The organism is Arthrobacter sp. M4 (genome assembly GCF_020251205.1).
In the GTDB taxonomy this organism is placed as follows: domain Bacteria; phylum Actinomycetota; class Actinomycetes; order Actinomycetales; family Micrococcaceae; genus Arthrobacter.
Map to the genome: position 1 here is coordinate 137,684 of NZ_JAIWYX010000009.1, position 24,060 is coordinate 161,743.

At 63.3% G+C, this 24,060-nt stretch carries 25 protein-coding genes, 1 tRNA gene and 1 pseudogene; 18 read left to right on the forward strand and 9 right to left on the reverse strand.

The features are described from left to right. Positions 1-144 precede the first annotated feature (144 nt). The 3 genes from LD110_RS16775 to LD110_RS16785 all read left to right on the forward strand — a co-directional run bounded on the left by LD110_RS16775 (position 145) and on the right by LD110_RS16785 (position 2,205). Positions 145-798 (forward strand): bacterial proteasome activator family protein, encoded by a 654-nt coding sequence (locus LD110_RS16775; RefSeq protein ID WP_225500208.1) that lies wholly within the window; start codon positions 145-147, stop codon positions 796-798. Between the two features lie 8 nt (positions 799-806). Further along, complete coding sequence (locus tag LD110_RS16780; protein ID WP_225500210.1) at positions 807-1,247, forward strand: hypothetical protein; 441 nt, start codon at positions 807-809, stop codon at positions 1,245-1,247. 118 nt (positions 1,248-1,365) lie between these two features. Further along, complete coding sequence (locus LD110_RS16785; RefSeq protein WP_225500219.1) at positions 1,366-2,205, forward strand: aldo/keto reductase; 840 nt, start codon at positions 1,366-1,368, stop codon at positions 2,203-2,205. Between the two features lie 175 nt (positions 2,206-2,380). Here the strand turns inward: LD110_RS16785 and LD110_RS16790 are convergent. Beyond that, positions 2,381-2,453, reverse strand: a tRNA-Thr gene (locus tag LD110_RS16790). 291 nt (positions 2,454-2,744) lie between these two features. Between LD110_RS16790 and LD110_RS16795 the strand changes: the two genes are divergently transcribed. Further along, positions 2,745-3,479 (forward strand): HAD-IA family hydrolase, encoded by a 735-nt coding sequence (locus tag LD110_RS16795; protein ID WP_225500221.1) that lies wholly within the window; start codon positions 2,745-2,747, stop codon positions 3,477-3,479. On the opposite strand, the gene LD110_RS16800 is transcribed toward LD110_RS16795, so the two are convergent. The 3 genes from LD110_RS16800 to tmk form a co-directional block, all read right to left on the reverse strand. Beyond that, positions 3,476-5,074, reverse strand: coding sequence for an alpha/beta hydrolase (locus tag LD110_RS16800; protein ID WP_374200356.1), 1,599 nt, complete (start codon positions 5,072-5,074; stop codon positions 3,476-3,478). The two genes, LD110_RS16795 and LD110_RS16800, sit on opposite strands and share 4 nt — an antisense overlap. A 70-nt stretch (positions 5,075-5,144) precedes the next feature. Further along, positions 5,145-6,293, reverse strand: a complete 1,149-nt coding sequence (locus tag LD110_RS16805; protein ID WP_225500226.1) for a DNA polymerase III subunit delta' — start codon at positions 6,291-6,293, stop codon at positions 5,145-5,147. Continuing rightward, the gene (gene tmk / locus LD110_RS16810) at positions 6,290-6,937 is read right to left on the reverse strand and encodes a dTMP kinase (RefSeq protein ID WP_225500230.1); all 648 of its coding nucleotides are present in this window, start codon (positions 6,935-6,937) and stop codon (positions 6,290-6,292) included. Before tmk ends, LD110_RS16805 begins: the two co-directional genes overlap by 4 nt. 171 nt (positions 6,938-7,108) lie before the next feature. On the opposite strand from tmk, the gene LD110_RS16815 reads away from it, so the two are divergent. Together LD110_RS16815 and LD110_RS16820 are read left to right on the forward strand one after the other, a co-directional pair. Beyond that, entirely contained in the window at positions 7,109-8,293 is a 1,185-nt protein-coding gene (locus LD110_RS16815; protein WP_225500232.1) for a PLP-dependent aspartate aminotransferase family protein, read from the forward strand. A gap of 9 nt (positions 8,294-8,302) precedes the next feature. After that, positions 8,303-8,647 (forward strand): DUF2516 family protein, encoded by a 345-nt coding sequence (locus LD110_RS16820; RefSeq protein ID WP_225500234.1) that lies wholly within the window; start codon positions 8,303-8,305, stop codon positions 8,645-8,647. A gap of 19 nt (positions 8,648-8,666) precedes the next feature. Here LD110_RS16820 and LD110_RS16825 read toward each other — a convergent pair whose 3' ends face one another. After that, on the reverse strand, positions 8,667-9,482 hold the full coding sequence (locus LD110_RS16825) for a class I SAM-dependent methyltransferase (RefSeq protein ID WP_225500236.1): 816 nt from the start codon (positions 9,480-9,482) through the stop codon (positions 8,667-8,669). 106 nt (positions 9,483-9,588) lie between these two features. Between LD110_RS16825 and LD110_RS16830 the strand changes: the two genes are divergently transcribed. Next, positions 9,589-10,335: a phosphoglyceromutase gene (locus tag LD110_RS16830; RefSeq protein WP_225500246.1), complete on the forward strand. Its 747-nt coding sequence runs from the start codon at positions 9,589-9,591 to the stop codon at positions 10,333-10,335. A 193-nt stretch (positions 10,336-10,528) separates the two neighbouring features. On the opposite strand, the gene phoU is transcribed toward LD110_RS16830, so the two are convergent. After that, complete coding sequence (gene phoU / locus LD110_RS16835; RefSeq protein ID WP_225500250.1) at positions 10,529-11,191, reverse strand: phosphate signaling complex protein PhoU; 663 nt, start codon at positions 11,189-11,191, stop codon at positions 10,529-10,531. Between the two features lie 206 nt (positions 11,192-11,397). On the opposite strand from phoU, the gene LD110_RS16840 reads away from it, so the two are divergent. Both LD110_RS16840 and LD110_RS16845 read left to right on the forward strand, forming a co-directional pair. Continuing rightward, complete coding sequence (locus LD110_RS16840) at positions 11,398-12,660, forward strand: cell wall metabolism sensor histidine kinase WalK (RefSeq protein ID WP_225500301.1); 1,263 nt, start codon at positions 11,398-11,400, stop codon at positions 12,658-12,660. Continuing rightward, positions 12,657-13,337, forward strand: a complete 681-nt coding sequence (locus LD110_RS16845; RefSeq protein ID WP_225500252.1) for a response regulator transcription factor — start codon at positions 12,657-12,659, stop codon at positions 13,335-13,337. The genes LD110_RS16840 and LD110_RS16845 overlap by 4 nt, the downstream gene beginning before the upstream one ends. A 150-nt stretch (positions 13,338-13,487) precedes the next feature. On the opposite strand, the gene LD110_RS16850 is transcribed toward LD110_RS16845, so the two are convergent. Next, positions 13,488-14,054 carry a hypothetical protein gene (locus tag LD110_RS16850; protein ID WP_225500303.1) on the reverse strand — a complete coding sequence of 189 codons (567 nt, stop codon included), beginning with the start codon at positions 14,052-14,054 and terminating at the stop codon, positions 13,488-13,490. Between the two features lie 295 nt (positions 14,055-14,349). On the opposite strand from LD110_RS16850, the gene LD110_RS16855 reads away from it, so the two are divergent. The 6 genes from LD110_RS16855 (at position 14,350) to rlmB (ending at position 19,234) form a co-directional block, all read left to right on the forward strand. Beyond that, a complete protein-coding gene (locus LD110_RS16855; protein WP_225500254.1) occupies positions 14,350-14,832 on the forward strand; it encodes a CarD family transcriptional regulator in 483 nt (160 codons plus the stop codon). 63 nt (positions 14,833-14,895) lie between these two features. Next, a complete protein-coding gene (gene ispD / locus LD110_RS16860; protein WP_225500258.1) occupies positions 14,896-15,711 on the forward strand; it encodes a 2-C-methyl-D-erythritol 4-phosphate cytidylyltransferase in 816 nt (271 codons plus the stop codon). Positions 15,712-15,753: 42 nt separating this feature from the next. Next, on the forward strand, positions 15,754-16,290 hold the full coding sequence (ispF, locus tag LD110_RS16865) for a 2-C-methyl-D-erythritol 2,4-cyclodiphosphate synthase (RefSeq protein WP_225500265.1): 537 nt from the start codon (positions 15,754-15,756) through the stop codon (positions 16,288-16,290). After that, the gene (locus LD110_RS16870; RefSeq protein WP_225500266.1) at positions 16,287-16,646 is read left to right on the forward strand and encodes a hypothetical protein; all 360 of its coding nucleotides are present in this window, start codon (positions 16,287-16,289) and stop codon (positions 16,644-16,646) included. Before ispF ends, LD110_RS16870 begins: the two co-directional genes overlap by 4 nt. 35 nt (positions 16,647-16,681) lie before the next feature. Then, a complete protein-coding gene (gene cysS, locus LD110_RS16875; RefSeq protein WP_225500267.1) occupies positions 16,682-18,136 on the forward strand; it encodes a cysteine--tRNA ligase in 1,455 nt (484 codons plus the stop codon). A 99-nt stretch (positions 18,137-18,235) separates the two neighbouring features. After that, the gene (gene rlmB, locus LD110_RS16880) at positions 18,236-19,234 is read left to right on the forward strand and encodes a 23S rRNA (guanosine(2251)-2'-O)-methyltransferase RlmB (protein ID WP_225500270.1); all 999 of its coding nucleotides are present in this window, start codon (positions 18,236-18,238) and stop codon (positions 19,232-19,234) included. A gap of 7 nt (positions 19,235-19,241) precedes the next feature. On the opposite strand, the gene LD110_RS16885 is transcribed toward rlmB, so the two are convergent. Further along, positions 19,242-20,054: a carbon-nitrogen hydrolase family protein gene (locus tag LD110_RS16885; protein ID WP_225500271.1), complete on the reverse strand. Its 813-nt coding sequence runs from the start codon at positions 20,052-20,054 to the stop codon at positions 19,242-19,244. 31 nt (positions 20,055-20,085) lie between these two features. On the opposite strand from LD110_RS16885, the gene LD110_RS16890 reads away from it, so the two are divergent. From LD110_RS16890 to LD110_RS16900, 3 genes are all read left to right on the forward strand, one after another. Beyond that, positions 20,086-20,754 (forward strand): GntR family transcriptional regulator, encoded by a 669-nt coding sequence (locus LD110_RS16890; protein ID WP_225500272.1) that lies wholly within the window; start codon positions 20,086-20,088, stop codon positions 20,752-20,754. Between the two features lie 102 nt (positions 20,755-20,856). After that, positions 20,857-22,971, forward strand: a complete 2,115-nt coding sequence (gene glgX / locus LD110_RS16895) for a glycogen debranching protein GlgX (RefSeq protein ID WP_225500281.1) — start codon at positions 20,857-20,859, stop codon at positions 22,969-22,971. Positions 22,972-22,973: 2 nt separating this feature from the next. Beyond that, positions 22,974-23,333 carry a barstar family protein gene (locus LD110_RS16900; protein WP_225500285.1) on the forward strand — a complete coding sequence of 120 codons (360 nt, stop codon included), beginning with the start codon at positions 22,974-22,976 and terminating at the stop codon, positions 23,331-23,333. A 56-nt stretch (positions 23,334-23,389) separates the two neighbouring features. Here the strand turns inward: LD110_RS16900 and LD110_RS16905 are convergent. Next, positions 23,390-24,060, reverse strand: a pseudogene (locus tag LD110_RS16905) (DUF3417 domain-containing protein); the annotation flags it as partial.

Consider the following 24,060-nt stretch of genomic DNA (forward strand, 5'->3'; position numbering starts at 1 on the left):
GAGGGCTCCCTGCCCGTTAACTCCCTGCCCGTTAAGTGGCCGGGCGCGGCGGGGCTATCCATGGCGGCGCTATTTCGCTAAGGACGAATCCCAAATTCCGGTCATCCCGCAGGTCGGGTCATCACAGCATGAGAGTATGAACAGATGAGCGATCTGCCGGACACTCAGCCCGCAAACCAGCCCACGGATGACATTCCCGTAGAGGGCACCACCCTTGATGCAGCCAATGGTCGGCCGCAGCCACACAGTGATGCCGCAGGCGGTTCCGCGGACAAGGCAGGAAGCCGAACCAAGGGAACCAGCCTGCAGGACCTCGTGGATCAACCTGCCAAGGTGATGCGGATCGGCACCATGATTCGCCAGCTTTTGGAGGAAGTGAAGAGCGCTCCCCTGGACGACGCCGCCCGGGGACGACTGGCCGAAATCCACGAGCGTTCCATCAAAGAGCTTGAGGATGGCCTGGCCCCGGAACTCGTGGATGAGCTGGAGCGGATCAGCCTGCCTTTCCCGGAAGCCGGGGCTCCCTCCGATGCGGAGCTGCGAATCGCCCAGGCCCAGCTAGTTGGCTGGTTGGAAGGACTTTTCCACGGCATCCAGACGGCCATCGCCGCCCAGCATGCTGCGCGAGAGCACGCTGCCGCACAGTTGCAAATGCGTCAGCTGCCGCCCGGCACCGTCATAGCCCCCGGCGTCGTGATCGGTGAAAATGGCGAACCGCAGCGCGCACCCGTCGGTGAGCACGCCCAGCAGGCCGCTGCCCAGGACGATCGGGACCACGGACCCGGCCAGTACTTGTGAAGTCGGTCGTGGGATTCCTGGGGGCCGTCCGCCAAGGACGGAAAGACGACGCGGAGCTCGGCAAGGGCTTATGGCGGCGCGCCCACGATCGCTTCATCCGTGGCCTTGACCGGTACCACCAGGTCCTTGAGGGCTTTGAGGACGACCCCTTGTACCTGGAACTGGTGGAAGTGGCTAACGCCTTGGCTGACCTTTCGTCCCGCGTACGGGTGGTCTGTATTGAGGCGCAGAGGCGCTGCCCCAGCGACGGCCTTGACGTTCCCGGATCCCTGGCTGGCGTTCACCGGGCGCTGTCCCGTGCCGGGAACTCATTAGCGACGACGGCGGAGGCCGCCGCGATGCTGCGGCTCGCAGTGGGTCCGGTGCCGGTGGGGGCTGTATCTGTCTGGCGTCGTGCTGAGGCCGTCGCCGAGCAGGTGGAGGCAGCCGAGCAACTACTCAACAGCTAGATCGCCCGGAAAGATAGCTGCACGTGCGGTTATTCCCAGCCTGCAACAATTTCGCGCCTAGCTTAGCTGTATGACTTTCCTTGGCCGGATGCAGTTCATGACTGGCAGGATGGAATCCATGACTTCGTCACCGAACCTGACTTTCAACGACGGCAACGCCATCCCCCAGCTCGGCTACGGGGTGTGGCAGGTTGAAGACAATGTAGCCGAAAAGGTGGTCCGCCAAGCCTTTGAGGCCGGCTACCGTCACATTGACACTGCCAAGATTTACGGCAACGAGGCAGGCGTCGGTCGGGCGATTGCCAGCTCGGGCCTGTCCCGCGAAGAGCTGTTCATCACCACCAAGCTATGGAACTCCGATCAGGGCTTCGACTCGACGCTGAAGGCCTTCGACGAGTCGCTGGACCGTCTTGGGCTCGAGACCCTCGACCTGTACCTGATCCACTGGCTGCAGCCCAAGCAGGACAAGTTCGTGGACACCTGGAAGGCCCTCATCGAGCTCCAGAAGCAGGGCAAGGTCAAGTCCATTGGTGTCTCCAACTTCACCGTTGAGGGCTTGCAGCGCATCATCGAGGAGACCGGTGTAGTTCCGGCCATCAACCAGATCGAACTGCACCCGTTCTTCAACCAGGCGGAGTTGCGCAGTTTTGGTGCCGCCAACGGAATCCTCACCCAGGCCTGGTCTCCGCTGGGACAGGGTGGTGAACTGTTGGGCGACCCGGCGATCGCCCAAATTGCGGCCAAGCACGGTGCTACGCCCGCCCAGGTGGTAATCGCTTGGCACCTGGCCATCGGCAACGTGGTCATCCCCAAGTCAGTCACCGAGTCCCGCATCCAGGAGAACTTCGCTGCGCTGAACGTCACGCTGGACGAGGCAGACATCGCGGCCATCAATGACCTGGACCGGGGCGCCGAAGGCCGCATCGGCCCGAACCCTGCGGTTTCAGACTTCGCCTAAGGCGCGGAGCCTCAAACGCCGCCCCAAAGCCTGGCGTCCGGATTAGAAACGCAGCGGCCCCGCACTCGAGTGCGGGGCCGCCGTCGTCTCCGCGTCATGTCTGAGGTGCCCGAACTATCAGCGGGTAAAAGCAAAATGGCGGCGGACCGAAGTCCACCGCCATTTCAGGAAGCTGAGCCTCCTGCCGGAATCGAACCGGCGACCTTCTCATTACGAGTGAGACGCTCTACCGACTGAGCTAAGGAGGCACCGCGTGCAATCGCCGTTTCCGGCTGATCACGCAAGACACAACTGTAGTTGAGCCCCAGCGCCAAGGTCAAAACGAGCTAGCCGCCGGTGGTGGCTGTTCGGACCGCCTTGAGCATGGGCCAAACGCGCTCCGCTGCCCAACGGTCGACGGTTTTCCAAGGTCAGCCGTTGTTTCACTGTTCATCCATCCGTCCGGCAGGGTTTAGGCCGCCGTTCTGCGCCGGGTGGACGCTGAAACCTACCGTGGCCGCACCCCACACGCGGCCGATTTCCAGGAGGGCGGAACGCGCATGGACATCAGTACTTTCCGGGCACATCGGCATGGCGGTGGGAGCGCGTCCGAGCAACACCTGAGCCTGGCAGTCCTGGACATGGTGGGCACCACGGTAACGGACGGAGGCCGCACCGAACGGGCAATGTCTTTGGCCCTTGCCGAGTCCGGGGTGGAGCCCGGTTCCGCGAGGTTCGAGGACATGCTCGCTTACACGCGCGAAACCATGGGCTACTCCAAAATGGCCGTTTTCAGCCATCTGTTCGAGGACCCTGACACCGCCCGGAACGCCAACAAGCTGTTCGAGCAGGCCTACGACGAACTCATCGCCCACGGTGGGATCAAACCGATCCCTGGGGCCGAGGAAACCATAGCGTGGATGCGCGACGCAGGAATCAAGGTCTGCTTGGCCACAGGCTTTGGCCGCCACACGCAAAACGTGGTGCTGGAGTCCCTTGGCTGGATGGGACTGGCTGACCTGAGTCTTTGCCCTGCGGACGCGGGTCGGGGCCGCCCCTACCCGGACATGATCCTTACGGCCGTGCTCGCCTTGGACCTCGACGACGTCAGGAACGTCGCGGTGGTGGGTGATACCAGTGCCGATGTGCTGTCCGGATTGCGCGCCGGGGCGTCCGTGGTGGCCGGAGTCCTGACCGGCCAGCACTCAGAGGCGACGCTGCGCACAGCGGGTGCCACCGCCGTCGTGGGTTCAGTCAAGGACTTGCCGGCACTCCTGGAGCCCCGCACGCCCTAGCACGTGGTCTTGTCCGACGGAACCTTTCCATCCACCAAGTAGTTGTCCACCGCGTTGGCGACGCAGGAGTTGGAGCGCCCGTAGGCTGTGTGGCCCTCGCCCTTCCATGTGAGCAGTGAGGCCTTGCCCAGCTGATCGCGCAACGACGACGCCCATTGGACAGGGGTTGCGGGGTCGCCGGTGGTGCCGATCACCACGATCGGGGAGTCACCCGTGTATTTGGCGGGGCCGGGCGTTCGCACTGGCTTGTAGGGCCATTCCTTGCAGTTGATGCCGCCGTATGCGAAGAAGTACCCGAAGGTTGGAGAATCCTGCTTTAGCCTTGCCTCTTCAGCACGCATGCTGGCGGTGTCGCTCACCATGGGGTAGTCGAGGCAGTTGATCGAGTTGAAGGCGAACGTCGAGTTGGAACTGTAGGTGCCGTCGGGGCTGCGGTCGGCTGCGAAGTCGGCTACACGCAGCATTGGGGTGACGTCACCCTGCATGGCGCTTTCCAGTGCCTGCGTAAGCACAGGCCAGTTTTCGTTGTTATAGAGGGGCGTAATCACGCCGCTTACAAACGCCGTTCCGGTGACCAGTCGTCCGTCGCTGGCCCTTCTGGGGGTCTGGTCGACCGCGGCGATCAGGTCACGGATCTGCTGCACGCCGTCGTCGACGGTGCCGCTGAGGGGGCATCCGGCATTGTTGAGGCAATAGGCCACGTAACTGTGGATGGCCTTCTCAAAGGCCTTGGCCTGGCCGGACGTGAGCTCCTCGTTGCTGAGCGAGGGGTCGACGGCGCCGTCAAGGACCACCCGGCCAACGTTGTCCGGGAAGAGGCTGGCGTAGGTGGAGCCTAGGAACGTCCCGTAGGAAAAGCCGATGTAGTTCAGCTTCGCGTCGTTCAGCACGGCCCTCAGGACATCCAGGTCCTTTGCCGCACTCTGCGTGTCGATGTGCGCCAAAACAGGCCCCGTCTTATCAACGCATTTGGTGATGATATTCCGGTTGTCTGCCATGGCGGCATCGAGGCCCTGATCCGTGTCCAAGCGGAAGTTCTGCTGCCTATTGGCGTCCCGCTCCGCGTCAGTAAGGCACTTTACGGGTGCCGAGCGCTTCACTCCGCGGGGGTCGAAGCCAACCAGGTCGTAGTTGGAACGCAGCTTGTTGGTGAAGTGCGACTGCCCAGCGTCTTTGACGAAGTCATAGCCGGATGCGCCCGGGCCGCCGGGATTCACCAGGAGCGACCCCTTTTTGGTTCCCTTACTGGCGAGGCGGATGGCCGCGATGGTGATGTTGCCGGCATCGGGCTTGGAGTAGTCCAGCGGCACTTTGATGTTGGCGCATTGGAACCCCTTCTCGCAGGATGTCCAGTCCACCCGCTGCGAGTAGAACTCTTCCAGACCCTTGGGAGCGGAAGCCACGATCGAAGGATCAGCGCCTGCCGAATTCTTTTGGGTGTCCGACGAAGGCGGTGACCAGGAGAACACGCAGCCACTGAGTACCAGGGTTGCAACGATGGCAGCGGCCATAAGGGACAGGACCCGCTTGAGGTTCCTGCGGCGCATGCCGGCTGTGGCGGCGGGAGCTGTGGTCCGTCGTCGAGCGGGATTCATGCTTGTTCTCCTAGGCTGACCGCGTGGCGAGCTGCTACGCGTCTCGGGGCAGGGCTGGCGGGTGGGCAGGCTACTTTTGGATCAGGCTGGTGGCCATGGACTCAACAGCCAGCAAAGGCGCGACGTTGCTGGTGGTGATCCGGACTCGCGCAGTGTTGACCGCGTCCATCCTGGCGAGCGTGGTCTCCGGGGTTGTGCGAGCCGCGTATTCCTCCAGCTCGCCCCTCAGTTCAACGTTGACCAAGTCCACGGCGTTCCCCAGCTGAATGACAAGGACGTCGCGATAGAAGGAAAGCAGATCCGTGAGCGTCCGGTCCAGTGAATCCGTGATGGAGCGCTTGGCCCGGCGCTTCTGGTCGTCCTCAAGCTGCTTCAGCTGGCTGCGCATGGCGGGCGGAAGCGTCCCCGTGTCCGGAGCCCCCAAGCTGGCCAGCAACGCGGCCTTCTCAGCGGCGTCGCGTTCCACGTTGGAGCTGTCCGCCTCGTCAGTGGCGATCTTCACCAGTTTTTCGGCCATCATGATGGCGGCGGTAACGCCCCGCAGTTGCAGGGGAGCCCGCACGGTTTCAAGTCTTCGCTCCCGGGCACCGGCATCCTGTGCCAAGCGGCGGGCGATTCCGATGTGGCTTTGGGCCGCCCGTGCGGCCCGCTCGGCCAGTTCAGGGTCGACGCCGTCGCGCCTCACCAAAAGGGCCGCGACGTCGGCCGCTGGCGGGAGCCTCAGGGTGACGGGCCGGCAGCGCGAGCGGATAGTGACCAGTACATCTGCCGGAGACGGTGCACACAGCATCCAGATGGTTCGCGGCGTCGGCTCCTCGATGGCTTTCAGCAGCACGTTGGTGGTGCGTTCCGGCATCCGGTCTGCATCCTCGACGACGATGATCCTCCAGCGTGCGGTCGAGGGGCGGTCCCCGGCCTTGGCCACCAGCTCGCGGGCCTCCGCAATGGTGATGGTCAGCTTCTCAGTCCGCACGAACGTGACGTCGGAGTGCGTTTCGCCAAGGATCGTGTGGCAGGTATGGCATTCCCCGCAGCCCCTGAGGGTGACGTCGTCCTGCTCGCAGTTCAGTGCAGCGGCAAAGGCTTTGGCAGCGTTGGATCGGCCCGAGCCTGGCGGACCGGTGAATAGCCACGCGTGGGTGAGCCCCTCGCCCTGGGACGCCTGGCGCAGCTGTGCCACAACGGGCGCCTGGCCCTGGAGGTCGTCCCAGACCGTCATCTGGACGCCCCGAGCAGCGCCTTCACCCGTTCCAGGATGGCTGCCGCCAGCTCGTCTATGGGTCGGTTGGCCGGGAGCACCAGGTATTCACGCGGACGCGTTTCCGCAAGGTCCAGGAATGCAGTACGGATTCGTGCATGGAAGTCGTCGGGCTCGGATTCCAGCCTGTCCTCTGCCGCGGCGCCAGCTGTACGGCGTTCCCTGCCATGTCCTGGCTCGACGTCCAGCAGCACAGTAAGGTCTGGCCAAAGTCCTTCCGTGGCCCATTCGTTGAGTCTGCGGACATCCTCCGTGCCCAGCCCTCGCCCGGCGCCCTGATAGGCCACCGAGGAGTCGATGTAGCGGTCCGTAATAACGACGACGCCCCTCGCCAGGGCGGGGACGATGACCTGGCTTACGTGTGCCGCCCGTGACGCCGCGAACATAAGGGCCTCGGTCCGCGTATCGATGGTGCCGTTGCCGTGGTCCAGCACAAGGGACCGCAATTTCTCGCCGATGGGTGTACCGCCGGGTTCGCGCGTACGCAGGACACTGCAGCCCATCGCTTCCAACGACTCGGCAAGCCTTGCCGCCTGGGTGGATTTTCCTGCGCCGTCGCCGCCCTCAAAAGCGATGAACAGTCCGCTGCCCTGTCCGTCAGTCACGCTGGGAGTGTTTCTATCACCGTGCGCGCTGGCGCCTGCTTCGCCAAAGTAGGGCGTGCCAGGACTGTTGATCTTCACTGCTCTAGCCTATCGAGGATCACTGACAGCCCCACATCGGCACTCGCCTGCACAGTTACCTTGGCCGACGCGCCCGCACGTAGGCTTGGAGGCATGAGTCTTTCCGAGGAACGCGCGGCGGCATTGTCTCCTGAAACCGTGGTGGTAGCCGCCGGCCGGCCTGACCGCGGCCACGACGCGCCAGTCAATCCGCCGATCGTGCTGTCCTCCACGTATTTTGGCACCGGACCGTTGGGCGACCATGATCGTGGGTACGGACGCTACTCCAACCCCACATGGGACCCGTTTGAGGAAGCCCTTGCACAGCTTGAAGGCGCTGCGCTCCCCGGATTGCTCTATGCCTCAGGCCTGGCGGCTGTCAGCTCGGCGCTATCGCTGGTTCCCGCAGGCGGAGCAGTGGTCATGCCCTCGCATAGCTACTCCGGCTCGCTCATGATGGCTGGCGAACTCGCTGACAAAGGCTTCCTTGAGCTCCGTACCGTGGACATTGCGGACACCGACGCCGTTAAAGCCATGATCGCCCCCGACGGCGGTAAACCCGCCTCCATGCTCTGGTTGGAAAGCCCCACCAACCCTATGCTGGGCATCGCCGAGGTTTCCGAGCTGACCGGGGCCGCCCACGCCGTTGGCGCGATTGTTGTTACTGACAACACCTTCTCCACCCCGCTAGTGCAGCAGCCGCTGAGCTTTGGCTCGGACATTGTCCTGCACTCGGTGACCAAATACCTGGCGGGCCACTCCGACGTCGTACTCGGTGCCTTGGTGACGTCCGACCCTAAACTGCGGGCCTCCCTGCTCCACCACCGCATCGTCCACGGAGGCATCGCCGGTCCGTTCGAAGCCTTCCTGGCCCTGCGCGGCTTGCGGACCCTTGCGCTCCGGATCGAACGTTCCCAGGCTTCCGCAGCCATCCTGGCGGAACGGTTGAAGGACCACCCCCGTGTGGAGGCCATCCGCTACCCGGGACTGCCCAGCGACCCCGGCTATGAACGGGCCAAGGCGCAGATGAAAGGGTTTGGATCCATCCTGTGTATCCAAATTTCCGGGGACCGGCGAGGGGGCGGTGCCCATGCGGCGGACCGACTAATCGCAGCCCTGGAACTCTGGCTGCCTGCCACTTCCTTGGGTGGCGTGGAGTCACTCATCGAGCGCCGCCGCCGCCACGCCGCTGAACCGCACAGCGTCCCGGACAACCTGATTCGGCTCAGTGTTGGCATTGAAAACGTCGAAGATCTCTGGGCCGACCTCGAACAAGCGCTGAAGTCCTTGGACAGCTAGGCTGGGGGAGTGGACGGAAAAATGCTGATCGATGTAGTGCAGAGTTTCGTGTTCTATGTGATGGGCCTTGTGGCCTTCGGACTCGAGCTGTGGGCATTCGTCGATTGCCTCCGGCACAGGCCGAACGCCTTCGAAGCAGCGTCCAAGCGGACTAAGCCGTTCTGGCTGGCACTGACCGGTGGTGCGGCTGCGGTTGGCCTCATCACGGTGCTCTCCGGCAGCCCCGGCGGACTGGGACTTTTTGGCCTGATCGCCGTAACCGCATCCAGCGTCTACCTCGCCGATGTGCGTCCGGCAGTCAGGGAAACCGGCCGCGGCGGCAACCGCAGCACCGGTCCGTATGGTCCTTGGTAGGGCTGGCCTCCGCAAGGCACTAGTCGGGGGCGACTGACTCCCACCCCACCGTCACCTCACCCAGACGCCATCGTGACGGCCCATCGATAAGCGGCCACCCGGCGTCGAGCATTCCGCGGCACATCGCTGCCCAGCGCTGGCGCTTTCCGAACGCCGCCAGCGGCGCAGCTTCCAACCAGGCCCGGTCCAAAGCCTGCAGGTAGCTGTGGATCTTTTCGCCCGGAACATTCCGGTGGATGAGGGCTTTAGGCAGTCGTTCGGCGACGTCGGACGGCAATTCCATGCTGCCGAACCGCACCGAGATGCTGAGGCTCAGTGGCTGGTGCCGGTCAAGGGCCACCCACGTCATGCGGCGCCCGATTTCGTCGCAAGTCCCATCGATGAAGAGTCCGTTGCTGGACAATCGGGACTGGACCAGGGACCAGATGGAGCCAACATCCGCCTCGTTGTACTGGCGCAGCACATTGAACGCGCGAACCAGGACGGGTGAACCGGGAACAGGCACCTCGAAGCCGCCCAGCGCGAAGGATAGCCCGGGCCGTTCCAGCGGCTTAGCAGCCTCCACCCGTCCAGGTTCGATCTCCACGCCGCACACCTTGACGTCCTGCCTTACCGCCTTGAGGCGTTCAAAGAGTTCGACGGCGGTGGCTGGCGAGGCGCCGTAGCCCAGATCCACCACCAAAGGGTCGACGGCGGCGCGAAGCCGCCAGGACTGTGGTCCGGCCAGCCAGCGGTCAAGGCGTCGCATACGGTTGGGGCTGGTGGTGCCCCGGGTGATGTTGCCGACGGGTTTTCCCTGCCTGCCCCGCACCCGTTCAGCCTTTTGCACCACCATCCAAGGGTAGCGGGAGTGCCGGTGCTCCCTGACGTCGCCAACTGTTCATCCTGGGCCGTCCGTAACGCCCGGCAACGCCGGGATGCGCTCGGTTAGGATGACAACCATGACTTACAAGCTGATTCTGCTGCGGCACGGTCACAGCGACTGGAACGCCAAGAACCTGTTCACCGGCTGGGTGGACGTCGATCTTAATGACCAAGGCCGTGCGGAAGCCCTCCGTGGCGGGGAGCTCCTGGTTGAGAACAACATTCTCCCGGACATCCTCTACACCTCCCGCCTGAAGCGGGCCATCAACACAGCGAACATCGCCCTGGACAAGGCGGACCGCGGCTGGATCGACGTCAAGCGCGACTGGCGCCTCAACGAGCGCCACTACGGCGCCCTGCAGGGAAAGAACAAGGCGCAGACCCTGGCCGAATTCGGCGAAGACCAGTTCATGGAATGGCGCCGGTCTTACGACACCCCGCCGCCGGCACTCTCCGACGACAGCGAGTTTTCCCAGGCGAACGACCCGCGTTACGCCGATCTGGGTGACGCGCTGCCGCGCACCGAGTGCCTCAAGGACGTGCTGGTCCGCCTCCTGCCGTACTGGGAATCGGACATCAAGGAAGACCTCAAGGCCGGCAAAACGGTCCTGGTCACAGCGCACGGCAACTCCCTGCGAGCACTGGTGAAGCACCTGGACGGCATCAGCGACGAAGACATCGCGGGCTTGAACATTCCCACTGGCATCCCGCTGGTATACGAGCTCGACGAGGACTTCAATCCGCTCAACCCGGGTGGCACCTACCTCGACCCGGAAGCGGCAGCCGAATCCATCAAGGCAGTGGCTGCGCAGGGCAAGAAGTAGGGCTCCGCCTGAATCCCGCTGGCTGCTCGGTCGTTCCTCCCCACCGTCCCCCTGGCCTCGCAAGCTCGGCCAGGGAACCCTGACGGTGTGGCCCAACCTTAGACGCAGCTCAGCCGGGATCCTGGCTCCGCGGTTAATCGAAAGCGTCCGGTCACCCCCAAGGTGACCGGACGCTTTCGTGCTTGGCGTGGGTTTAGCCGTCGCCGAAGCCCTGCGGCTGCCATTCGCCGGTCACCAGGTAGGTGACCTTGCGGGCTACGGAAACGCCGTGGTCCGCGAAGCGTTCGAAGTAGCGGCTTGCCAGGGCGACGTCCACGGTGGTGGCGGGCGTCTCGTTCCAGTCGTGGGCGGCAATGGCCCTGAAGACACCCAGGTGCAGGTCGTCCACCGTGATGTTGATCTTGAGGATTTCCCGGGCTACTTCCAGGTCCCGGGTTTCCAGCAGTTCAGTGACCTTTCCGGCCAACTCAATGTCCAGGCGGGCCAGGTCCCGGAAGGTGTTCGTAAGGGAGGCTGGAATGACCGTGGCCGGGAACCTGAGCCGGGCGAGCTGGGCGACGTGGCGCGCAAGATCACCCATGCGCTCCAGCGAGGCGCTCATGCGCAGTGATCCCACAATCATTCGAAGGTCGCTGGCCACGGGGCCCTGGAGAGCCAAAATGTCGATCGCCCGCTCGTCCAGGCTGGTCTGGAGGAAATCGATCCGGGCGTCAGCAGCGATGACATCCTGGGCAATGTCGATGTCGGCACCCTCGAACGCGTTCGTGGCCTTTGTGATCGCCTCGGTCACCAGCTTTGAGATCTCGATGAGGTCCTCACCAACTTGGGTGAGCTCTTCCTGAAAAACCTTGCGCACGTAGGTGTCCTTTCCTTGTGGCACATCGTCCCGGACCCTGGTTCGGGCATGCCGAAGCGCTGGATCCAATAGTCCAACTAATTACAGTGTCAGTGATCTATGAACTGTTAAGCACCATTAGATGAACGTTAGCTGAACCCGCCCGCCAAATATGGATATTCGCCTCCGCGGCAGTGAGCAGCACCTAAGCTGGAGCTGTGGATCCAGTGCTCATCGGTGTCATCGCCGGCCTTGTCGGCCTGTCGCTTGGCGTCTTTGGCGTGCTTGCGTTCCGGGTGAGCGAGCGGCAGCGGAAGATCACCGACGTCGAATCCACTGAACCGATGTTGCCGGAAGGCAGCGCCGAGGTGCTTTCGGTCGTCGGCAAGGCGTTTGTTGTTGTTGACGCAATCGACGGCGTGGTCCGGGCCAGTCCAGCAGCCTACGCCTACGGACTGGTCCGCGGGCACACAGTAGTGCACAAGCAGCTGCTGGACATGATCGGCAAGGTCCGTCGTGACGGCGTGATCCTGGAGGAGCAGCTTGAGTTGCCGCGTGGTCCGCTGGGCTCCAGCACAATCGTGGTCCAGGTCAGGGCAGCGCAGCTTGGCTGGGAGTACATCCTCCTGCTCGCTGACGACCGCACGGAGATCACCCGCACCGAAGCCATCCGCAACGACTTTGTCGCCAACGTGTCGCATGAGCTGAAGACGCCCGTGGGTGCGATTTCACTCCTTGCCGAGGCACTGGAAGCATCGCCGGACGACGAGGAAGCCGTTCGCCGGTTTGCGAAACGCATGCATAAGGAATCAACCCGCTTGTCTGCGCTAGTGCAGGACATCATCGAATTGTCCCGTTTGCAGGGCACCGACGTGGTCCGCGAGGGCCGCCCCGTTGACATCAATGCCGTCATCGCCGAGGCCGTGGACCGCTCCCAGCTTCCAGCCGACGCCAAAAACATCACGATGGTGGTGGGCAGCAAGGTGGAAGGCAGGGTTTACGGCGATCCCGATCTCCTGGTCACTGCCCTGCGCAACCTCATTGACAACGCCATCAGGTATTCGCCTCCCAATACGCGCGTGGGCATCGGCGCTCGCGCCAAGGAAGGCGTCATCGCCATCTCGGTGACAGACCAGGGCGAAGGCTTGAGCCCTGAGGATCAAGAACGCGTCTTCGAGCGTTTCTACCGTGTGGATGCAGCGCGATCCCGGCAGACGGGCGGCACGGGCCTCGGCTTGAGCATCGTCAAGCATGTCGTCTCCAACCATGGCGGCGAAGTGACATTGTGGTCCCAGCCGGGACAGGGTTCCACCTTCACCATGCGGTTACCGGAGATGGAAGAAGAACAAAACGGGGACGACGCCGGGACATCCGGGGCCGCGGGTCACTCACCGGCGGGTGCCCATCACCTTCCGCCGGCCGCCAGCGAGGCCGGCACAGCACCAACGAAGGGCGTACAGCACGCCCGCGAGCAAGGAGCCAGTACGTGAGCAGGATTCTCATCGTCGAGGACGAGGAATCGTTCAGCGATCCCCTTTCCTACCTTTTGGGCAAGGAAGGGTTCGAAGTCGAGGTAGTGGATAACGGCAGCGATGCCCTGGTCGAATTCGATCGGAACGGAGCAGACCTGGTCCTGCTTGACCTGCAGTTGCCAGGTACACCGGGTACAGAGGTCTGCCGTCAACTGCGTCAGCGCTCCAGCGTGCCGGTCATTATGCTCACGGCCAAGGACTCGGAGATCGACAAGGTCGTAGGCCTGGAACTCGGCGCTGACGACTATGTCACCAAGCCGTACTCTTCCCGTGAGCTGGTTGCCCGAGTACGGGCGGTCCTCCGCAGGCAGGGCGAACCCGAGGAACTTATCACCACAACGGTCCAGGCAGGGCCCGTTCGAATGGACATCGAACGCCATGTTGTCAGCGTGGGCGGGGAACAAGTGTCCCTGCCGTTGAAGGAGTTCGAACTCCTGGAGATGCTCCTGCGTAACTCCGGCCGGGTGCTGACCCGCGGGCAGCTGATCGACCGCGTGTGGGGATCCGACTACGTTGGCGACACCAAGACCTTGGACGTGCACGTCAAGCGGCTCCGTAGCAAAATCGAGCCCGATCCTTCGGCTCCGCGCTACCTGGTGACAGTGCGTGGACTGGGATACAAGTTTGAGCCCTGATCTGCCGGCTGCGTGAGCTGCGCAAGTGGCACTCAGCAGCTGACAGAACGGCTTGGATAAGAGTATGGGCCCCCTCCGCGGAGGGGGCCCATACTCTTTAGTTCTGTGTCAACGTCGACGGCGGCAGCCGCCTTGCGCCGTTACTTCCGGTTAGTGGCCAGCAGTAGCGGTGGCGTGGGCCGTGGAGGTGGACGTCGGCGAGCCGGTAGACGTGGAAGTGCTCGTCGACGTCGGGGTGGCCGACGGAGTGGGCAGGTAGGTCTTGTATTCGGCCAAGGTGCCGTCCATTACCGGAACCTTGATTTCGCGGGCGCTGGTGCCGGGGGCGCTCAGCGTCACGGGGGCCAGCGAGCCGGGCTTGCCGCCGGCATTGCTCAGCGTTGCAGCGTCGGTGCTGTCGTTAAGGAGTGTGTAGGCCCCGGCCTTCACCGACACCGAAGTCTGGGAGCCGCCGGAGCCCTTGATGGTCAGTGTCGCATCGGACTTTGAAGTGTTGTACACGGCGCCGATGACACGTCCGGGCTTGCCTTCGCCCTCAGACACGATCACGATGTTGCGCAGCTGGAAAGGACCGAAGTCCTCGCGGATGCCGTCCGAGGCTGCGTACTGGTGTGTGGTCTGCTGTGCGTTGATGTAGCCACAGCCCGTCACGGACAGCAGGCCGACGCCAACGGCGGCCGCTGCCAGGACCAGCTTTCCGCGCTGGACGCGGTTCATCGCAGTAATGCGCACGACACGTACTCCTCTAAGGGGGTTGGAATGCTTTTCAGGCATAGCCTATCGGCAAAGTACCTGAAACAAGGATTCGGCCGGGACACATTCCGGGCGCTTCAGCATACACTCGCCGGGCACTGATTGCTTGCCCAAAGCACCTTTCCCAGCTCGCGTCAAGGGGCTGGCTGGTACCGGTTGGGCCCGTCTTCCGCGTCATTCCGCGGCACAGGGCCCCTGCCGCGGCCGGTCGTATACCTGAACCGTGATAAACTAGTCTGCGGGAAAGGGGAAAGTCCACATGGTTTTTGAGGTCGGCGAGACAGTAGTTTACCCTCACCACGGCGCAGCCAAAATTGAAGAAATCAAGATGCGCACAATTAAGGGCGAAGAGAAGATGTATCTCAAGCTCAGAGTGGCTCAGGGTGATCTGACCATTGAAGTTCCAGCAGAGAACGTGGACCTGGTTGGGGTCCGGGATGTAGTGGGCAAGGAAGGTTTGGAGCACGTATTTGATGTGCTTCGTGCCGAGTTCACTGAAGAGCCCACCAACTGGTCACGGCGATACAAGGCAAATCTGGAGAAGCTGGCTTCCGGCGACGTCATCAAGGTTGCTGAGGTTGTTCGCGACCTTTGGCGCCGCGATCACGACCGCGGGCTTTCTGCGGGTGAGAAGCGAATGCTAGCCAAGGCCCGTCAGATCCTGATTTCGGAACTGGCCCTAGCTGAGAAGACGGACGAAGAGAAGGCTGCGAGCGTCCTCGACGAGGTTCTTGCTTCCTAAAGAATTGAACCCCGGTGGTTATTGCCACCGGGGTTTCTTTTTTCACCACGTAGGCTTGGACGCATGAGTCTCCCACCGACGTCACCTGCCATCGCCGTCGTAGTCGTAGCTGCCGGTTCCGGCGAAAGGCTGGGGTACGGCATGCCCAAGGCGCGTGTCCCGCTGGGGGGCGAGGCCATTTTGACGCATGCCCTCCGGGGAGTGGCGGCCGCCGGGATCGCGCGGCAGATCTGCGTAGCAGTCCCCAAGGGTGACGAGCAATTGCGCTCCCTGTGCCAGGAATTCCGCGCCGAGTTGCTTGGCGACGACGGATCGGACGGAGACGCCGAACCTGACGGTGTGCCGGAGATTACCGTAGTCAGCGGCGGAGCTACCCGGGCGGACTCCGTGCGGGCCGCACTGGCAGCTTTGGCGGATGGCACCGAAGCCGTACTGGTGCACGATGCTGCCCGTGCGCTGACGCCTGACGTGGTTTTCCATCGTGTAGCCGAGGCGCTGGCCGCCGGAGCCCAGGCAGTCATCCCAGTGATACCCGTCGTCGACACCGTCAAGACCGTGGTGGCAACGGATGGCGACGACGCACGCATAGCCCCCGAACTTGTGACCGGCACGGCTCAGCGGGAGGTGCTGCGGTCGGTGCAGACCCCACAAGGGTTCAGCCTGGAGACGCTCCGGCGGGCCCACGAGGCTGCCTTGGATTTCGACGACGCGCAGTCCGCGGCCGTGACCGATGATGCGATGCTCGTAGAGCTGATGGGCGTTCCAGTACATGCGGTACGGGGCGCCAGCCAGTCGTTGAAGATCACCACGCCGCTGGACCTGATCATCGCCGAGGGATTGCTTGAGGGTCCACTCGGAATGCGATTCGTGGAGGGCTAACCGCTGCTTGCGGCTTAGCCCGGTCACCACAACAGACCAACCATGGAGGAATCATTGCTGCTGCCCCGTACCGGCATCGGCGTGGACGTGCACGCCTACACCGCTGAGGACCACCCCAGGCCGCTCTGGCTGGGAGGGCTGCTGTGGGAAGGCGAGCGTGGCCTGGCCGGACATTCCGACGGCGACGCCGTGGCCCATGCCGCTGCTGACGCGCTCTTCTCTGCGTGCGGCATTGGCGACTTGGGCACTCACTTCGGCACGGACCGTCCCGAATTCGCCGGGGCATCCGGCGTCGTGCTCCTGGCCGAAGCCGCCCGCATTGTGCGCGCCGCCGGTTTTGAGATCGGCAACGTGGCGGTGCAGTTCGTCGCCAACCGGCCGAAGTTCGGTCCCCGCCGGGAGGAATCCCAGCGCGTGTTGTCCGAGGCCGCTGGTGCACCGGTGAGTGTCACCGCCACCACCAGCGATGGCCTTGGCTTCACCGGCCGTGGTGAGGGTATTTCGGCGGTTGCCACAGCACTCGTGTATCCGGTGAAACCGGAAAGTGACACCGGCGCCTACTCCGAGGAATTCAGATGATGAAGCGAGAAAACATGAAGAAGCACACCACAGCCGTCGCCGCGGCAGCCATAGCTGCCTCCCTGATGCTGGCTGGCTGCGCCCCCGGAAGCAACCGCATGAACGTCAAAGACAGCTGTGCCTACCTGAACAATGACACGTTCAAGCCCACGGGGAACCAGCAGCAGCAATCGGACCAGATCGCCAGGCATTACCAGGAAGTCGCGGACAAGGTAGCCCCGGAGATCTCACAGCACATCCAGAAGATGGCGGACATCATGAAGAAGGCCGCCGGAACATCCCTGGGAACCCGGACGCCGGAGCAGACGAACGAGCTGGCAACGTTGAATAACAAGATCGGCGAGGTGTGCAAGTAGGTTCCCAGCGCTTCAGCATCGGATAACCTAAAGCGGTGACACTGCGCTTTTACGACACTGCAACCGCCGAAGTCCGCGACTTCGTTCCCCTCGTACCGGGCAAGGCGAGTGTCTACTACTGCGGCGCCACGGTCCAGGGCATGCCGCACGTGGGGCATATTCGCTCCGCGATCGCCTTCGACCAACTGACCCGCTGGCTGTCCTACCGGGCACTCAACGTGACAGTGGTGCGCAACGTCACGGACATCGACGACAAAATCCTGGCCAAATCAGCGATGTCGTTCGGGCCGGACTGGGCTGAAGAACCCACTGCGCTTCCCAACGAGGAGTGGTGGGCCCTTGCCTACCGCTACGAGCAGGCCTTCGAAGATGCCTACGAGACCTTGGGTGTCCAGAAGCCTACGTATGAGCCCCGCGCCACCGGACACATTCCGGAGATGCACGCCCTCATTCAACAGCTCATGGACCGGGGCCACGCTTATACGGCACTGGATGATTCCGGGGATGTGTACTTCGATGTGCGCTCCTGGGAAAACTATGGCTCCCTCACCAGGCAAAAGATCGAAGACATGCAGGCCGCCCCGGACGCGGATCCCCGCGGCAAGAAGGATCCCCGCGACTTTGCGCTTTGGAAAGGCTGGAAGGACGGCGAACCAATCACGGCCAGCTGGACTTCGCCATGGGGTACCGGCCGTCCCGGTTGGCACCTTGAGTGCTCCGCCATGGCCAGCAAATACCTCGGCGAAAGCTTCGACATCCACGGCGGCGGACTTGACCTGCGGTTCCCGCACCATGAGAACGAAATGGCCCAGTCGCAAGCCGCCGGCAACAAGTTCGCCAACTTCTGGATGCACAACGGAATGGTGACGTACGAGGGCGAGAAAATGTCCAAGTCCGTCGGCAACACCGTCAGCCCCGCTGAAATGCTCGAGCTCGCGACCCCGCGCGTCGTTCGGTATTACCTCGGGCAGGCGCAGTACCGCTCAATCCTTGACTACCGGCCGACTTCGCTGCAGGAGGCATCTGCCGCCGTCGAGCGTGTTTATGGCTTTATCGCCAAAGCGCGCAAGAAGTTCGGTGGTGAGTTCACCGCCGACGCCGAATCGAACCCGGTGCCCGAGGCGTTCGGGGCCGCCATGGACGACGACCTCAACGTGCCGCAGGCACTCGGTGTGCTGCACGAGACCGTCCGCGCGGGCAACACCGCCCTGGCAAACGGCGACGATAACGGTGTGCAGGAGGCCCTGCAAGCTGTCTTGGCCATGACAACCGTCCTGGGCTTGAACGATGCCCGGGGTGAGGCTGAAGAGAACACCCAGACGCTGAAGGCCTTGGAAGTGCTCGTCGAAGCGCAACTGGCGGCACGTGCCGAAGCACGGCAAGCAAAGGACTGGGCTGCTTCCGACGCGATCCGGGACACGCTCACCGCAGCCGGCATCGTGGTAGAGGACGGCGTGGAAGGTGCCACCTGGAGCCTGAAACGCGATTGATCGCGCGGTTTTCGCACCACTGGGCACCGGGCCCGGGGCTGCTGACCTGAGTCAGTAGACTGGACATCAGACTTATTCATTTCAATCAAGGGTGGAATCATGGCCAACCACGGTCGCCCCGGCGCAATCCGCAAGGGAACAAAAAAGGGCCCCACCGTGGGTACCGGCGGCCACGGGCGCAAGGCCCTCGAAGGCAAGGGCCCCACGCCCAAGGCGGAGGACCGCGTCTACCACAAGGCGTACCGCAACAAGCAGCTGGCCGAACGCGCCGCAGCCAAGCGCCCCGGCGCAACTGGTCGGCCGAGCCGGGCAGGCACCGGCCCAAAGGGCCGTGCAACGGAAGAGTTCGTGACCGGCCGCAACTCCGTCGTCGAGGCCCTTCGCGCGGGCGTGCCTGCCAAAGCACTCCACATAGCCACCCGCATCGAAATGGACGACCGCGTCAAGGAATCCCTCAGGATTGCGGCCGAACGCGGCATCCCGCTGATGGAAACCGGCAAACCGGAGCTCGACCGGCTGACCGATGACGCCGTACACCAGGGCCTGGCCTTGCAGATCCCGCCGTATGAGTACGCCGACGCGTACGAGCTTGCCGAAGAGACCGTCGCCAAGTGGAAGAAGGGGCACATTGCCAATGCTCCGCTGATCGTGGCGCTCGACGGCATCACCGACCCCCGCAACCTCGGAGCGATCATCCGCTCCGTCTCCGCCTTCAGCGGACACGGCGTTGTGGTGCCCGAGCGGCGCTCCGTTGGGGTCACCGCGGCTGCCTGGAAGACAAGCGCCGGCGCCGCAGTACGCGTCCCGGTCGCCCGGGCCTCCAACCTGAACAACACGCTGAAGCAGTACAAGGACATGGGCATCTTCGTCCTTGGTCTCGACGGCGGCGGCGATGTTTCACTCCCGGACCTCACCTTGGCCACGGAGCCGGTCTGCATCGTCGTAGGCTCCGAAGGCAAGGGCCTCAGCCGCCTGGTCCGCGAAAACTGCGACCAAATCGTGTCGATCCCTATCGACTCCGCCATGGAGTCGCTGAACGCCTCCATGGCCGTGGGTATCTCCCTCTACGAAGTCTCCCGCCAGCGCTCTGCTCAGTGAAGGGTCGCTAGAACTCGACTCGGTTGGCCAGCACCGGGAGGGTTGTTCGGGCTTCCTTGACGACGTCGGGGTCCAGGTCTGCGAAGAGGAGGCCTGGTTCCCCTTCCAGGGAGTCCAGCGGGGCGCCGAAGGGGGAGATCACTGCGGAGTGGCCCACGCCGGTGGGTGCCGAGCCCTTCTGTTCGCGTCCGATTGTGGCGGGGTCTCCCTGGCCGCAGGCGAGCACAAACGTTGTTGTGTCCACGGCGCGCGCACGCGTCAGGAGTTCCCACTGTTCAACTTTGCCCGGGCCTGCTCCCCATGAGGCGCACACGATATTCACGTCGGCCCCGCGGAGGGCGTTGGCTGTGAACAAGGCAGGGAAGCGGACGTCGTAGCAAGTTCCCAAGCCAAAAGTGAGGCCGCCGGCGTCGAACGTCACCGGATCTGTACCCGGGTCTACCGTGTCCGACTCCGCAAAGCCGAACGCGTCGAAGAGGTGGATCTTGTCGTAGCTGGTTTCGACGCCGGGGCCGGTCACCAGCAGAGTGTTGCGGACTTTTCCGTTGGGAGAACCGTCCGCGTTACGGCCCGGCGTGAACATCCCTGCCACAATCACTATGCCCAATTCGGAGGCGAGGGCCCGGACCCGCTGCGCCCAAGGGCCGTCCAGGGGCTCGGCAATGTCCACCAAGGAGTTGCCGAACGCGCGCATGGACGCCTCGGGGAACACCACCAGTTCGGCACCACCATCCTTGGCTTTCCTCGCGTAGTCCTCGAGGAGCTCCAGGTTTTGGCCCAGATCCCGGCCAGTGATGATTTGGGCGATAGCTATACGCACAATAACCTCCGAATTAGTGTATACCTAAAGTATGCAGCGAGGGGATGCGGCCAGCGGCCGCCAAAAAGCCTACGAGTATTTGAGGGACCAGATCCTTGTTGACCCTACAATGCAGGGAACGTTCGTCAATGAGGCGGAGCTGGCCCGTGAGGTGGGTGTGTCCCGGACCCCGGTTCGCGAGGCACTGCTGCTGCTCGTCTCTGACGGCCTGATCGAACTGATTCCCAACCGCGGCGCCCTGATTCCAGTGATTTCGGGACGGCAGATTTCGGAGCTGTTCGAACTTCGGGGAGTCCTGGAACGGTACGCGGCAGCCTCCGCAATCGCGGCCGGAACTGTACCCACCGGCAAAATGCGGCGGGCACTCGATGAGCAGCGGGCCCTCGTTGCGGGACATGACGGCTTGGTCGAAGGCGGGCGTGGTCAAGCCACCGAGTTCATTCGCCTTGATCAGCACTTCCATCAGCTCCTTATCGATGCTGCTGACAACGACCTCATCTCCCAGACCTACAATAAGCTCCGCACCCGCCAGGTTTTCATTGGTGTAGAGGCGCTGTTCCGCACCCAGGACAGGCAGAGTAACGTCTGCGACGAACACCAGATGATCGTCGACGCCCTGACCAACGGCGACGTAGCCGCCGCCCAGAAGGCGATCGACAATCACCTGGCGGTGACCCTCGACGTCGTACTCCGCGCCTAACCGTGCGACGCCGCGGGAAGCCGCAATGCGGCCAACGGGGATCGCTGACATAATTGGGGTGCTCCTGACGGAGATTTTGGCCCTCCCGCTAAGCTTTAACCGATGGTTATGCAGATCCTTGACACCGCATCCACCGTGGACGCCTCGCGGCCCTCGCCGCTCGGGGTCAGCGTTCCGCGGGCGGGTTTCGCTGTAGCGGACCACATGTCCCGGGACAGCGTAAATGTGGCTGTCTTCGCACCGGAAGCCAGCCGCCTGGAGATTGTTTACCAGACTCCCGGCGATTCGTGGAAGGTCCGGCCCCTCCCTGCCGTCACCTCGGGCGTCCATCACGGGATCGTGGACTTTATGCCCCCGGGGACCCGCTATGGCTTTCGCCCCGCGGACGCTGAGGACGCCCTTCCCGTCTCGGTTCCGGCGCCGGAAATAGCGGACGACGACGGTCAGCAGCTTTTGCTGGACCCTTACGGCCGGGGGATCGACCAGCGCGGCGACTTCCTCACAAGCGTTCGTATGGACAGCTCCTTCGATTGGGGCGACGACCGGCACCCTGGGACGCCGTGGCGGAACACCATCATCTATGAGGCCCATGTCCGCGGGCAGACCATGCTCCACCCGGACATTCCCGAGGAACTTCGCGGCACCTACGCCGGCATGGCGCACCCGGCCATGATCGAGCACCTGACTTCCCTTGGAATCACGGCCGTGCAGCTGTTGCCGATCCACTTCCACGTGGACGAAGTGCACCTGCAGGATCTTGGCCTGACGAATTACTGGGGCTATAACACCGCAGCCTTTTTCGCGCCGCACTCTGACTACGCCACGGAATCCGCCCAAAAGGCCGGGCCGCACGCGGTGCAGGACGAGCTGAAGGGCATGATCAAGCTGCTCCACGCGGCTGGCATTGAGGTCTTGCTCGACGTTGTGTACAACCACACGGCCGAAGGCGGCCCCGACGGTCCCGAACTGAGCTTCCGGGGCCTGGGGGAGAAGCACTACTACCGCCACGACGCCGCAGGCCGGTACCTGGACACAACCGGGTGTGGCAACTCCATGAATTTCGCCGAGCCCAAGGTCGTCCAGCTGGTCTTGGATTCGCTACGTTACTGGGTCAACGAATTCCACATCGACGGCTTCCGCTTCGACCTTGCCGTGACCCTTTGCAGGAACGCTTCCAATGAGTTCGATCCCAAGCATCCCTTCTTGGTGGCCTTGGCCGCGGATCCCATTTTGTCCGAGGTCAAACTCATCGCCGAACCGTGGGACGTTGGCTTTGGCGGCTGGCAGACCGGCCGTTTCCCGGTGGGCTGGCAGGACTGGAACGACCACTTCCGGGATGGGGTGCGGCGATTCTGGGTCGCAGACCGTGCCAAGATCGAAGCCGGCGGCACTGGCGGCTCGGCTGGTGAACTCGCCGATGTGATCTCCGGCTCCGCCGGGCTGTTTGAACATTCCGGACGTTCGCGCATGGCATCGGTCAACTTCGTCACGGCCCACGACGGCTTCACCCTTGCAGACCTGGTGTCCTATGACCGTAAGCACAACGAGGCCAACGGTGAGCAGAACCGTGACGGCCACAGCGACAACCTCAGCTACAACCACGGCTTTGAAGGCCGTTCCGAGGACGAACGGATCGTAGCTGCCCGCGCCCAGGCCCGGCGTAACCTCATGGCCACACTCATGGTGTCCATTGGAGTGCCGATGATTTCGGCCGGGGACGAACTGGGCAGGACGCAACAGGGCAACAACAATGCCTATTGCCAGGACAACTCGCTCGCCTGGTTGGACTGGTCCATGCCCCCCGAGGCGCACGCCATGCTCCGCAGCACCAAACGCGTCATCAGGCTTCGCAGGGAGTTCCTGTCCCAGCAGCCACACGATTTCCCCATCCGTGAGGAGAAGGCCTACCTGCACTGGTACGACGCTGCAGGAAAGCCAATGTCCATGGACCGATGGAACGATCCCACACAGCGTGTTGTACAGCTCCTGCTAGGCTCCGAGGAAAGTGGCCTTGAAGGATTGGTTGTGGTCAATGGTGGCCCCAAGGACGTGAAATTCGTCCTACCCCGGGTCAGCAATGAAAAGGGCACAGGGAACCGGATGTTCGAGCTGCGCCTGACCACATCGGATCTTCACGACCTTCGCCAGGGAGTCCGCGTAGCCTCCGGTGAGCGGGACATCCTGCAGGCCTACAGCATCAATATTTACCGCACCTAGCCATGAAGATTTACTCCGCAGACACATGGACCTTGGACGAACTTCGTGAGCAGGTCTCGGATGCCGGCAGGCGCACCATTCTTGTACCACCTGCGGATAGCAAGACGGGCGTTCTTGAGGTTTTTGGCCAGGTGCTGGACTTCCCAGAGTACTACGGAGTGAACTTGGACGCCCTGAACGATTCCCTGCACGACTTCGTCGATTCGGTGGCAGACGACGACCAGCCCCCGGTCACGATGATCTGGCAGGTGCCTGCGGTCTACAGGGCAGACAGGTCATTCGGAGTAGTGTGCGAAATCCTCCAGGATGCGGAGGCCTATGCGGGACGGGATTTGGCTATTATCGCTGTCTGCTTGCCCTAGGTGGTCTTAATGCCAAAGGCCGCCCGCCGAGTGCATCGACGGGCGGCCCTTTGGTTTTAAGCGTTGACGATGAGGCCTAGTTCGGCTTTGGTCGCCAGCGCGGGATGCTTCGGGAACACCCGGACGGTGTAGCCGAAGGAGCCCGGGCGGTTGATGATCACGGAGCCGGCAAACAGGTGGCGTCCGTGGCCCAGATCATCGGTGGGGAGCAGCTCGGCAACCGCAATATCCCGAAGCTCATCGCTTTCCTCCGCGCGGCCATAGGCGACTTCCACGGTGACGTCCTCCGGGGTGAGGGTGTGCAGGGCGACGTAGGCGTTGACCTGCAGGGAGTCGCCCACCTGGGGTTCCTCGGAGACACCTACGGAGTCCACGTGCTCTACCAGCAGCTCGGGCCAGGCCTCGCGGACCTTCGAAGCCCACGCCGCGAGGTCCTTGGCTTCCTTGTAGGACTCGGCGGAAGCGCGCCGGCCGGAGAGCGCTGCCGGCCTGTAGAGGTTGTTCACGTAGTCCTGGAGCATGCGTTCGGCGGAGACTGCCGGGCCGAGGTGGGAAAGGGTGTGCTTGATCATGGACACCCAGTGGGTAGGCACGGATTCGGGCACTGACTGGGATGGTCCGGCGGAACCGGCGTGTTCGGAGACGCTGGCGCCGTAGAACCGGGGGGCTACCTGGGTTTCGAGCAGTTCGTACAGGGCGGCGGCTTCGATGTCGTCGCGTTCGGCCG

Bases quoted from the DNA above. Each gene is read 5' to 3' on its own strand.
- LD110_RS16775 (WP_225500208.1), top strand. From the start codon at position 145: ATGAGCGATCTGCCGGACACTCAGCCCGCAAACCAGCCCACGGATGAC.
- LD110_RS16785 (WP_225500219.1), top strand. From the start codon at position 1,366: ATGACTTCGTCACCGAACCTGACTTTCAACGACGGCAACGCCATCCCC.
- LD110_RS16795 (WP_225500221.1), top strand. From the start codon at position 2,745: ATGGACATCAGTACTTTCCGGGCACATCGGCATGGCGGTGGGAGCGCG.
- LD110_RS16800 (WP_374200356.1), bottom strand. From the start codon at position 5,074: ATGAATCCCGCTCGACGACGGACCACAGCTCCCGCCGCCACAGCCGGC.
- LD110_RS16805 (WP_225500226.1), bottom strand. From the start codon at position 6,293: ATGACGGTCTGGGACGACCTCCAGGGCCAGGCGCCCGTTGTGGCACAG.
- LD110_RS16815 (WP_225500232.1), top strand. From the start codon at position 7,109: ATGAGTCTTTCCGAGGAACGCGCGGCGGCATTGTCTCCTGAAACCGTG.
- LD110_RS16825 (WP_225500236.1), bottom strand. From the start codon at position 9,482: ATGGTGGTGCAAAAGGCTGAACGGGTGCGGGGCAGGCAGGGAAAACCC.
- LD110_RS16830 (WP_225500246.1), top strand. From the start codon at position 9,589: ATGACTTACAAGCTGATTCTGCTGCGGCACGGTCACAGCGACTGGAAC.
- LD110_RS16850 (WP_225500303.1), bottom strand. From the start codon at position 14,054: ATGAACCGCGTCCAGCGCGGAAAGCTGGTCCTGGCAGCGGCCGCCGTT.
- LD110_RS16855 (WP_225500254.1), top strand. From the start codon at position 14,350: ATGGTTTTTGAGGTCGGCGAGACAGTAGTTTACCCTCACCACGGCGCA.
- ispD (WP_225500258.1), top strand. From the start codon at position 14,896: ATGAGTCTCCCACCGACGTCACCTGCCATCGCCGTCGTAGTCGTAGCT.
- ispF (WP_225500265.1), top strand. From the start codon at position 15,754: ATGGAGGAATCATTGCTGCTGCCCCGTACCGGCATCGGCGTGGACGTG.
- LD110_RS16870 (WP_225500266.1), top strand. From the start codon at position 16,287: ATGATGAAGCGAGAAAACATGAAGAAGCACACCACAGCCGTCGCCGCG.
- rlmB (WP_225500270.1), top strand. From the start codon at position 18,236: ATGGCCAACCACGGTCGCCCCGGCGCAATCCGCAAGGGAACAAAAAAG.
- LD110_RS16890 (WP_225500272.1), top strand. From the start codon at position 20,086: ATGCAGCGAGGGGATGCGGCCAGCGGCCGCCAAAAAGCCTACGAGTAT.
- glgX (WP_225500281.1), top strand. From the start codon at position 20,857: ATGGTTATGCAGATCCTTGACACCGCATCCACCGTGGACGCCTCGCGG.
- LD110_RS16900 (WP_225500285.1), top strand. From the start codon at position 22,974: ATGAAGATTTACTCCGCAGACACATGGACCTTGGACGAACTTCGTGAG.